We start from the raw sequence: 2,504 nt of genomic DNA, 5'->3' as shown, positions 1-2,504 counted from the left end.
GCCGTTTTCGATGGCGGATATAAAAACGAGATTAAACAATGAGTTAATGGTGAATCGATTTATTTCCATGTTCGCTATTAACCCCAAACTTAAGATTAATCGGGATAAAATCGCTCAGTTCCTTGATTTTGGGAGACGGGCGGCGTGAGTTGTTAGCGGAGTATTGATTATTACGGTTTAATTTAATTTAAAAACCTTGTACTGCAAGGGCTGTAGATTAAACGCAATTAAAATACATCAAGGTAAAAATCGCGTCCAACATTGACATGGTGGGGGCTTTAAAAATGCCGATATTCCTTCTTAGTGGAGTAAACGTCTAGCCTATAATGGCTGGAGCCTAGTAACGGTAGGATTTGTAGAGCGGAATGGTGAGCATTATGAAGCCAAGGGTCGTGGGTTCAATTCCCGCCGAGGCACCAATTCTATGACGTGAATTTAGTGGTCACGCCAAGTTTCAAAAGTTTTCATACGCCGCTGTCTGTCCGTGCAGATTGGCGGTTTTTTTATACCAATTTTTTTTGTGCATGACACAACCTGTCACAGCCCACTGTTAGGATGGCACATAAACCAAAATAGACCGTGCTCAAAGTTTAAACACTTATTTTATTTGCTATCAACATTGTAATTGTTTACGATTAAGCAAGATAACGTTACAAAAACACTTTGTTTTAGTAAATTTTTGGCTATAATAGACTAAAAAAAAGGAAAATTATGCAGCCATCACGCGACAAACTTGCCGAACGCTTGGTCAATATTTTACAAAAACTCAACGCAGGCGAAGCCCTTGATTTAAATAGCCTAGCACAAGAATTTAACGTGAGTAAGCGCACGATTCAGCGCGATTTGCTAGAGCGTTTCAGCTTTTTGGCGCTAGAAAAAGATCACGCAGGCAACTATCGTCTTGACGCCGCGCAGTTGGGCAAATTTAATCTTGAGGACATGCGCCGCTTTGCCCGTTTTGCCAGTGTCAGCGACCTATTCCCCAAACTTGACCAACAGTTTTTTGCCAACGTGTTGCTCGATAGCCTTGGCAACAGTATGGATGTCAAAGGCTTTCATTACGAAGATATTCGCCATAAACGCAGCGAATTTGACACGATTAATCGCGCGATTTTGGATAACAAGACCTTGGCTTTTTTTTATCAGCGCGTGCGCCAACAAGCAGGGGACAAGAGCATCGAATTTTGTGTCGAGCCGTATAAGCTGGTCAATAAAAACGGCATTTGGTATCTGGTTGCCGTACATGATGCCAAAATTAAGGTGTTTAGCCTGACGCGCATTAGCCTACCTGCCATCCAGTCGCAGACGTTCACCCCTGATACCGCTATCAAGACGCGGATTGAAAAAGGTGACGGGATTTACTTTGAAGGGGTCATGGATGAGGTGGTGCTTAAAGTTAGCCGTGAGGTGGCGGTGTATTTTACGCGTCGTGCGATATTGCCGAATCAAGAAATCATGCAAGAGATGACCGACGGCACGTTGATTGTGATGTGCCGTAAGGTGCATGAGCAGGAGGTTTTGCCTTTGGTGCGCTATTGGCTGCCCCATATTGAGATTGTCGCGCCCGATACGATGCGCGCTAAGCTGACTCAGCAGTTACAGGCGTATTTGGCGCGGCCAACACTTGGCTTGACCGATAGCAAAACGATGACACAAACGGGAGCAGATTAAATGCCAAACGTTGAGAAACACGATAACGATAACTCGCTTGATTTAGCCAAAGCTAAGCAAGGCTTATCGATGGGCGGCTTTTCGCCTGAACTTAAGCACGTGATGCAGCATGTGCCGATTTGGTATGTGTTTAAGTCAGGTCAGCGCATTAACATTAATTGTGAGTCTTTGAAAATCGAGGACTTTTCGGGCGATATCACGCGCTGTCGGCAACAAGGACGGCGGCGGATTGCGCGGTGGCGGCTATTGAATCAGGCTTTGCCTGCGGCGTTGATGAGCAAGCCGCCTGTGGTGGTGTTTTATGAGTAGTTTTAAATGATTTAACTTAGGTGATTTAACTGACCTAGTTTATTTAAAAGAGGAGCGATTTATGTCAGTTCAAAAAACGGGTTTAGATGTGGTTGGCGATTTAGAAAAAATCAAAGCCTACAAAGAATCCACTTTAATGGTGCTTGAAAAACAAATTGAAATTCTTAACTCAATGGATGAAATTCTTAAACAAGAACGACCCACTGAAAAAGGTCAAGAGGGTATTCTTACGCTAGATTCATCGAGTGAATCTAAGCGAAAATTGCGTAACGAAATTGATAAACTTAATAATTTTGACGTTGTTCTTGCTGTCGTTGGTACGATGAAAGCAGGCAAATCAACCACGATCAATGCGATTGTAGGCAGAGAGATTTTGCCCAACCGTAATCGACCTATGACGGCTTTGCCCACATTGATTTGCCACAAGCCCAATCAAAAAGTACCTAGCTTAAGTATTTCAAATCAAGAGCTTAACTTATTTTTAGATCGGGTGCGCTCGAAACTAAATCTGGTGCCAAAATCTG

General features: G+C 43.3%; 3 protein-coding genes. All 3 read left to right on the top strand.

The window, feature by feature from the left end; all coding sequences use genetic code 11:
- Positions 1-711 precede the first annotated feature (711 nt).
- On the top strand, positions 712-1,671 hold the full coding sequence (locus MA2_RS10600) for a helix-turn-helix transcriptional regulator (RefSeq protein WP_067059632.1): 960 nt from the start codon (positions 712-714) through the stop codon (positions 1,669-1,671).
- Positions 1,672-1,980, top strand: a complete 309-nt coding sequence (locus MA2_RS10595; protein WP_067059630.1) for a hypothetical protein — start codon at positions 1,672-1,674, stop codon at positions 1,978-1,980.
- A gap of 61 nt (positions 1,981-2,041) precedes the next feature.
- The coding region (locus MA2_RS11495) for a dynamin family protein (protein ID WP_255246923.1) at positions 2,042-2,504 on the top strand (463 nt) is incomplete at its 3' end.

Source organism: Moraxella atlantae NBRC 14588 (assembly GCF_001591265.1).
GTDB classification, from domain to species: domain Bacteria; phylum Pseudomonadota; class Gammaproteobacteria; order Pseudomonadales; family Moraxellaceae; genus Faucicola; species Faucicola atlantae.
This window is presented reverse-complemented; position numbering and strand designations above follow the sequence as displayed.

Excerpts from the sequence above, each read along its gene's own strand:
- MA2_RS10595 (WP_067059630.1), top strand. The coding sequence starts at position 1,672 with ATGCCAAACGTTGAGAAACACGATAACGATAACTCGCTTGATTTAGCC.
- MA2_RS10600 (WP_067059632.1), top strand. The coding sequence starts at position 712 with ATGCAGCCATCACGCGACAAACTTGCCGAACGCTTGGTCAATATTTTA.